The organism is Serratia sp. MF1(2023), assembly GCF_030954545.1.
Taxonomy (GTDB): domain Bacteria; phylum Pseudomonadota; class Gammaproteobacteria; order Enterobacterales; family Enterobacteriaceae; genus Serratia; species Serratia sarumanii.
This window is the reverse complement of record NZ_JAVHUX010000028.1, coordinates 47,240-54,010: the sequence shown is the minus strand read 5'-3', so window position 1 is coordinate 54,010 and position 6,771 is coordinate 47,240. Positions and strand designations below refer to the sequence as shown.

5 protein-coding genes are annotated in these 6,771 nt (G+C 64.7%); 1 reads left to right on the top strand and 4 read right to left on the bottom strand.

Translation table 11 applies throughout. The features are described from left to right. A partial coding sequence (gene tkt, locus REA38_RS14650; RefSeq protein ID WP_308886108.1) for a transketolase occupies window positions 1-1,757 on the bottom strand: 1,757 nt, incomplete at its 3' end. A gap of 238 nt (window positions 1,758-1,995) precedes the next feature. On the opposite strand from tkt, the gene REA38_RS14645 reads away from it, so the two are divergent. Next, window positions 1,996-2,748, top strand: a complete 753-nt coding sequence (locus tag REA38_RS14645) for a M48 family metallopeptidase (protein WP_308886106.1) — start codon at window positions 1,996-1,998, stop codon at window positions 2,746-2,748. 41 nt (window positions 2,749-2,789) lie between these two features. Here REA38_RS14645 and REA38_RS14640 read toward each other — a convergent pair whose 3' ends face one another. The 3 genes from REA38_RS14640 to REA38_RS14630 are packed head-to-tail and all read right to left on the bottom strand — an operon-like array spanning window position 2,790 to window position 6,763. After that, window positions 2,790-4,430 carry a thiamine pyrophosphate-binding protein gene (locus tag REA38_RS14640; protein WP_308886105.1) on the bottom strand — a complete coding sequence of 547 codons (1,641 nt, stop codon included), beginning with the start codon at window positions 4,428-4,430 and terminating at the stop codon, window positions 2,790-2,792. 52 nt (window positions 4,431-4,482) lie between these two features. Beyond that, window positions 4,483-5,952 (bottom strand): aldehyde dehydrogenase, encoded by a 1,470-nt coding sequence (locus REA38_RS14635; RefSeq protein ID WP_308886103.1) that lies wholly within the window; start codon window positions 5,950-5,952, stop codon window positions 4,483-4,485. A gap of 16 nt (window positions 5,953-5,968) precedes the next feature. Further along, window positions 5,969-6,763, bottom strand: coding sequence for an aspartate dehydrogenase (locus REA38_RS14630; RefSeq protein ID WP_033635893.1), 795 nt, complete (start codon window positions 6,761-6,763; stop codon window positions 5,969-5,971). Window positions 6,764-6,771 lie beyond the last annotated feature (8 nt).

Below are 6,771 nucleotides of genomic sequence, written 5' to 3'. Positions count from 1 at the left end.
GTCGACGGCATCGACACCACGCGCACCTTGCGGCCCGCCGCGGTCAGCTTGTCCGCCGCTTCCACCGTGATGCCCACTTCGGAGCCGGTGGCAATCAGGATGACGTCCGGCGTGCCCGCGCAGTCTTTCAGCACGTAGCCGCCGCGGTACACGTTCGCCAGCTGCTCTGCGGTGCGTGGCTGCTGGGTCAGGTTCTGACGCGAGAACACCAGCGTGGTCGGGCCGTCGTTGCGCTCGATGCCGTACTGCCACGCCACCGCCGATTCCACCTGGTCGCACGGACGCCAGGTGCTCATGTTCGGGGTCACGCGCAGGCTCGCCAGCTGCTCCACCGGCTGGTGGGTCGGGCCGTCTTCGCCCAGACCGATGGAGTCGTGGGTGTAGACGAACACGTTGCGCAGCTTCATCAGCGCCGCCATGCGCACCGCGTTGCGGGCGTATTCCACGAACATCAGGAAGGTCGCCGAGTACGGCAGGAAGCCGCCGTGCAGCGCGATGCCGTTGGTGATGGCGGTCATGCCGAACTCGCGCACGCCGTAATGAATGTAGTTGCCCGCCGGGTCAACGTTCAGCGCTTTCGAGCCGGACCACATGGTCAGGTTGCTCGGCGCCAGGTCGGCGGAGCCGCCCAGGAACTCCGGCAGCACCTTGCCGAACGCTTCCAGCGCGTTCTGCGACGCCTTGCGGCTGGCGATGTTGGCCGGGTTGGCCTGCAGTTTTTCCACGAACGCCTTGGCGTCGGCTTTCCAGTCGGCCGGCAGCTCGCCGTTCATGCGGCGCTTGAACTCGGTGGCCAGCTCCGGGAAGGCCCTGGCGTAGGCGGCGAATTTGTCGTTCCAGGCCGCTTCTTTGGCCTGGCCGGCTTCCTTGGCGTCCCACTGGGCGTAGATGTCCTGCGGGATTTCAAAGGCGGCGTATTTCCAGCCCAGCGCTTCGCGGGTGGCGGCCACTTCGGCGGCGCCCAGCGCGGCGCCGTGCACGTCATGGGTGCCGGCCTTGTTCGGCGAACCGAAGCCGATAACGGTCTTGCACATCAGCAGCGACGGCTTGTCGGTCACCTTGCGGGCTTCTTCAATCGCGGCCTTGATGGCGTCCGGGTTGTGGCCGTCGACGTTGCGCACCACGTGCCAGCCGTAGGCTTCGAAGCGCAGGGCGGTGTCGTCGGTGAACCAGCCGTCGACGTGGCCGTCGATGGAGATGCCGTTGTCATCGTAGAAAGCGGTCAGCTTGCCGAGCTTGAGGGTACCGGCCAGAGAGCAGACTTCGTGCGAGATGCCTTCCATCATGCAGCCATCGCCCATGAAGGCGTAGGTGTGGTGGTCAACGATGTCGTGACCCGGGCGGTTGAACTGCGCCGCCAGGGTGCGTTCGGCGATGGCGAAGCCGACGGCGTTGGCAATGCCCTGGCCCAGCGGGCCGGTGGTGGTCTCAACGCCCGGGGTGTAGCCGTACTCCGGGTGCCCTGGGGTTTTGGAATGCAGCTGACGGAAGTTTTCCAGCTCGCGCATCGGCAGGTCATAGCCGGTGAGGTGCAGGAGGCTGTAAATCAACATGGAGCCGTGGCCGTTGGAGAGCACGAAACGGTCGCGGTCAGCCCAGTGCGGGTTAGTCGGGTTGTGGTTGAGGTAGTCACGCCACAGGACTTCGGCGATGTCCGCCATGCCCATAGGGGCACCGGGGTGGCCGGAATTGGCTTTTTGTACGGCGTCCATGCTGAGTGCGCGGATGGCGTTGGCAAGCTCTTTACGAGAGGACATGTTTTACTCCAGGTCGGATAAAAAAAGCAGTCAAGTTCCCTATTTTCTCAGACTCCACATCACAACGGCAATCCCTAATGCCAAATGAGAGCGAGTTCACCACTTATTAGCACGATTGGACGCTTTTTCGGAATAACACTATTCTCGCCCCGGCTGGCGTACACTAGGCTCTTGCAACAAGATTTCCTCCAAGCAAAATGACTCTTTTACCTTGTTACCTTCACAGGAAGATGGCGTTATGAAGATCCGTACCTCTTTGATTGCGTTGGGCATTGCCTCCCTGGCAACCGGCTGTCAAAACCTGAATACCGAAACCTTGATGCAGTCCGGCGCGCAGGCGTTCCAGGCGGCGACCCTGAGCAACAACGACGTTAAGGCCCTGAGTGATAAATCCTGCGCCGAGATGGACAGCAAGGCACAAATCGCGCCGGCCGACAGCACCTACGCCAAGCGTCTCAACAAAATCGCCGCGGCGCTGGGCGACAACATCAACGGCACCCCGGCCAACTACAAGGTCTACGTGACCAAAGACGTCAACGCCTGGGCGATGGCCAACGGCTGCATCCGCGTCTACAGCGGCCTGATGGACATGATGAACGACAACGAAGTCGAAGGCGTGCTGGGCCATGAAATGGGCCACGTGGCGCTGGGCCACACCCGTAAGGCGATGCAGGTGGCTTACGGCACCGTGGCGCTGCGCACCGCGGCGTCCTCCGCCGGGGGCGTCATCGGCTCGCTGTCGCAGTCGCAGCTGGCGGACATCGGCGAGAAGCTGGTCAGCGCCCAGTTCTCTCAGAAGCAGGAAAGCGAAGCGGATGATTACTCGTTCGATCTGCTGAAAAAGCGCGGCATCGATCCGAATGGCCTGGCCACCAGCTTCGAAAAACTGGCCCAGATGGAAGCCGGCCGTCAGAGCAGCATGTTCGACGATCACCCGTCTTCCCAAGCGCGCGCTCAGCACATTCGCGATCGCATCGCAGCAGAGAAATAACCACGAGAACGCCCGGCAATCGCCGGGCGTTTTTTATCGTCTCAATACAGCGTCTTCTGCGGCGGCCCGGCGAAGGTCAGCGGCCCGACCTGCTTCATGTCCACCTCGACCACCGACGGCCCCGGGTAGTTGATCGCCTCGGCCAGCACGCCGTTGAACTGCGACGCCGCGTCCACCTTCCAGGCTTTCAACCCCATCGCTTCGGCGACCTGGGTAAAGGCCGGCGTATGCAGCTCGTTGTAATACTGACGCCCGGCGAAGTACTTGTCCTGAATGCCGCGCATCACGCCATAACCGCCGTCGTTCATGATAATCAGGGTGATGTTCACCTGTTCCTGCGCCATGGTCGCCAGCTCGCCCAGGCCCAGCGCTAAACCACCGTCGCCCACCAGCCCCACCACCTTGCGCTGCGGGTTGGCGATCGCGGTGCCGATAGCCATCGGCAGCCCCATACCGATGGCGCCCGCCAGCGAGTGAATGTTGCACAGCGGCGAGATGGCACGGAACAGACGGCTGCCCCAGACGCTGCCGGAAACGGTGATATCGCGTACCAACAGCCCGTCCTGCGGCAGCGCGGCGTCGATGGCGTCGTTGAGTTTGGCGTATTCGCCGGACTGTTGGCGCAGCGCGCGCTCCGCCTGCTGCACCGCCCCCGCGATCTCGGCATCCCACTCGGCGTTGACCTTCTCGCCGGGGCTCAGCCGCGCCGCCAACGCCGACAGCAGCGCCGCACAGTCGCCGTTGATCTGTTCATCGGCCAGATAGTTGCGGTTGGCCGCCGCCGGATCGATGTCAATCTGCACCAGCGGACGCGGCAGCGGCAGCGTCCAGGTGCGGGTTTCATTACTGCGCAGGCGCGAACCGGCCACCAGCGTCAGATCGCACTGCGTCAGGATCGCTTCGATGCTCGGTGAGTTATGGAACGCCCGCAGGCTGCGCGGATGGCTGTCCGGCAGAATGCCGCGCCCGTGGGTGCTGGAGATCACCGCTACGCCAGCGTCCGCCAGCTTGCGCACCGCGTCGCCGCAGGCCAAGGCGCCGCCCCCCAACCACAGCAGCGGACGCTTGGCCTGTTTCAGCCGCTGATGCAGCCGTTCCACCGCCGCATCGTCCGCCTTCGGCAGCGGCGCCGGCGCCAACGGCTCGGTGAGCACCGAACGGGAAACCAGGCTGCTTTGGATATCGATCGGGATCTCGACCGCCACCGGGCCGCAGGGCACGGTTTGCGCATCCAGGATCGCCCGCTGGATCACCGCCACCGCCTGCTCCGGCGAATTGACCCGGTAAGCGCGTTTGGAGCAGGCGCGCAGGAAGCCGAGCTGATCGCGGGTTTCATGAATAAAACCGGCGTCGGCGTCCAGATAGGCTTTTTCCACCTGGCCGGTGATATGCAGCAGCGGCGTGTTGGCGTTGAGCGCCTCAATCATCGCCCCCACCGCGTTGCCGGCGCCGGCGCCGGTGCTGGTCAACGCCACGCCCAGGCCGGAGAAGCGCCCGTGCGCGTCGGCCATGGTGACCGCCCCCGCTTCGCCGCGCGCCGGCACGAAGCGAATTTTATCGCGCTGCCCCACCGCATCGGCGATCGGCAGATTATGAATCGAAATGATGCCGTACATCGCCGACACCGCGTACTGTTCCAGAGTCCGGGCTATCGCCTCGCCAACCGTGATTTTATCGCTCATCATCTGCCTTCTTAGGGTATTCGTTATTAGGGTTATGCGTAGAGGTGTCGGCCTAGTCGCTCCAGCGATTCACCTGATGGCTCAGCGCCAGATACACGCTTTTCTGCTGCATGTAGGCCTTGATGCCGTTCAGGCCTTTTTCGCGGCCCAGCCCGCTCTCCTTGAAGCCGCCGAACGGCGTGGAAATCGAGAACGTTTTGTAGGTGTTGACCCAGACGGTGCCGGTTTCCAGCCGCTCCGCCAGCGCCATCGCACGAGGGAAGTCGCGGCTCCAGATGCCAGCCGCCAGGCCGTACACCGAGTCGTTAGCCTGTTCAGTCAGCTGTTGCTCGTCGTCGAACGGCAGCGCCACCAGCACCGGGCCGAAGATCTCTTCCTGGCAAACGCGGGCGTCATTGTTCAAGCCTTCGATAATGGTCGGCAGGTAATAGCTACCGCTCGCCAGTTGCGGATCGGCCGGCGCTTCGCCGCCGATGATCACCCGGCCGCCCTCCTGCCGCGCCAGCGCCACGTAGTCCGCCACGCTTTGCCGATGTTTGGCGCTGATCAGCGGGCCGAGATGCACGCCCGGCACCAGCGGGTTGCCGATGCGCAGCCCCGCCGTCAGTTCGGTCAAGCGCGCCAGCAGCGGCTGACACAGCGAACGATGCACGAACAGCCGCGAACCGGCGATGCATGCCTGGCCGGCGGAGCTGAAAATGCCATAGCAGATGCCGCGCGCCGCCTGTTCCAGATCGGCGTCCTCCAGCACGATGGTCGGCGACTTACCGCCCAATTCCAGCGAAGTGGGGATCAGCTTGTCGGCGGCGATGTGCGCCAAATGGCGCCCGGTACTGGTCCCGCCGGTAAAGGCGATCTTTTTCACCAGCGGATGGCGCGCCAACGCCTCGCCGATCACCGAACCTTTGCCCGGCAACACGCTGAGCAGCCCGGCCGGCAGGCCCGCCTGTTCGAACAGCTCGGCCAGCTTCAGCGCCATCAGCGGCGTGGCTTCGGCCGGTTTGAGCACCACCGCGTTGCCCGCCGCCAGCGCCGGCGCCACCTTCTGCATTTCGCTGGCGATCGGCGAGTTCCACGGCGTAATGGCGGCGATCACCCCCATCGGTTGGTACTGGCTGAGCGTCATCACCTCAGCGCTGCGCGGGGTCGGCAACTCGCCTTCCAACACCTCGCAGGCGGCGGCAAAGTAGCGCGCGGTCGCCGCCGCGCTGGCCACCAGCCCACGGGTCTCGGCCAGCGGCTTGCCGTTGTCGCGGGTTTGCAGCTCGGCCAACTGCTCCTGCTGCGCCAGGATCAGGTTGCTGACGCGGTAGAGGATCGAGGCGCGTTGATGCGGCACCAGCCCGCGCCATTCCGGCGCGCGCCAGGCGCGCTCCGCCGCTTCCACCGCCTCGTTCACGTCCTCGACGTTAGCGGCGCGCAACCGCGCGTTGACGCTGCCGTCGGCCGGGAATACCGAAGCCATCTCTTCGCCACGCCCTTCACGCCAGCGCCCGGCGACAAAAATATTCAATCGTTCCATGCTCCGCTCCTGCCGTTCAGGCAATAAAACCGCCGTCCACCAGACGGCGACAGGCTTGTACCGCGCTCAGCGCCGCCAGGGTTGATGTTTTGGGATTGCTCGCCAGCGGGGTGCCGCTCAGCTCGATGTGAAATTCGCCAAAGTCGCCGCATACCTGCAGACGATGGGTATTGCGCCGGGTGGCGGGATCGACCTGCAGGCGCACCCGGGTGGCGTCCATCCCCAGGCCGTTGAGCGCAATGGTGGCCGCCACGTTGGCATTGGCCGGGAACAAACGCGCCGCTTCGCGCGCCGAGCCTTCAAAAAATACCTGCGCTTCGCTCACCGCATCGAGGTCGATCAGCTGCTCCGCCGGGCTGCCGCGCCAGCTGGCCGGGCTTTTGCTGGCCTGATAAGTCACGCTCTCCAACCCGCCTTCGCGCGCTGACGCCAGCCCATCCATCCCCGCCACCGCACCGGACAGCACGATTAGCTGCCCGTGATGGCGGCGGCAAACCTGCTGCAGCCGCTGTTGCAATGCGGCGTCCGCCAGCGCGCCGGTCGAGATCAGCGCCAGCGGCCAACCGCGCTGCAGCACCGCTTCGCCGAACTCCGCCACCGCCTGCTGGCTGGCGCACTCCAGCACCAGATCCGGCCGCTGCAAACACTGCTCGGGATGGGTCAGCGCCTGCACCCGCCCGCCAAAGGCCGCGGCGATCGCCGCATGATGAGCCGCGCGCGCCAGGATCCAGCCAACCTCCACGCCTTCCGGCAAACGGGCGATCACTTCCTTCGCCATCGCGCCGTAGCCAATCATCATGATCTTCTTCATCTTTATCG

Excerpts from the sequence above, each read along its gene's own strand:
- REA38_RS14645 (WP_308886106.1), top strand. The coding sequence starts at position 1,996 with ATGAAGATCCGTACCTCTTTGATTGCGTTGGGCATTGCCTCCCTGGCA.
- REA38_RS14640 (WP_308886105.1), bottom strand. The coding sequence starts at position 4,430 with ATGAGCGATAAAATCACGGTTGGCGAGGCGATAGCCCGGACTCTGGAA.
- REA38_RS14635 (WP_308886103.1), bottom strand. The coding sequence starts at position 5,952 with ATGGAACGATTGAATATTTTTGTCGCCGGGCGCTGGCGTGAAGGGCGT.
- REA38_RS14630 (WP_033635893.1), bottom strand. The coding sequence starts at position 6,763 with ATGAAGAAGATCATGATGATTGGCTACGGCGCGATGGCGAAGGAAGTG.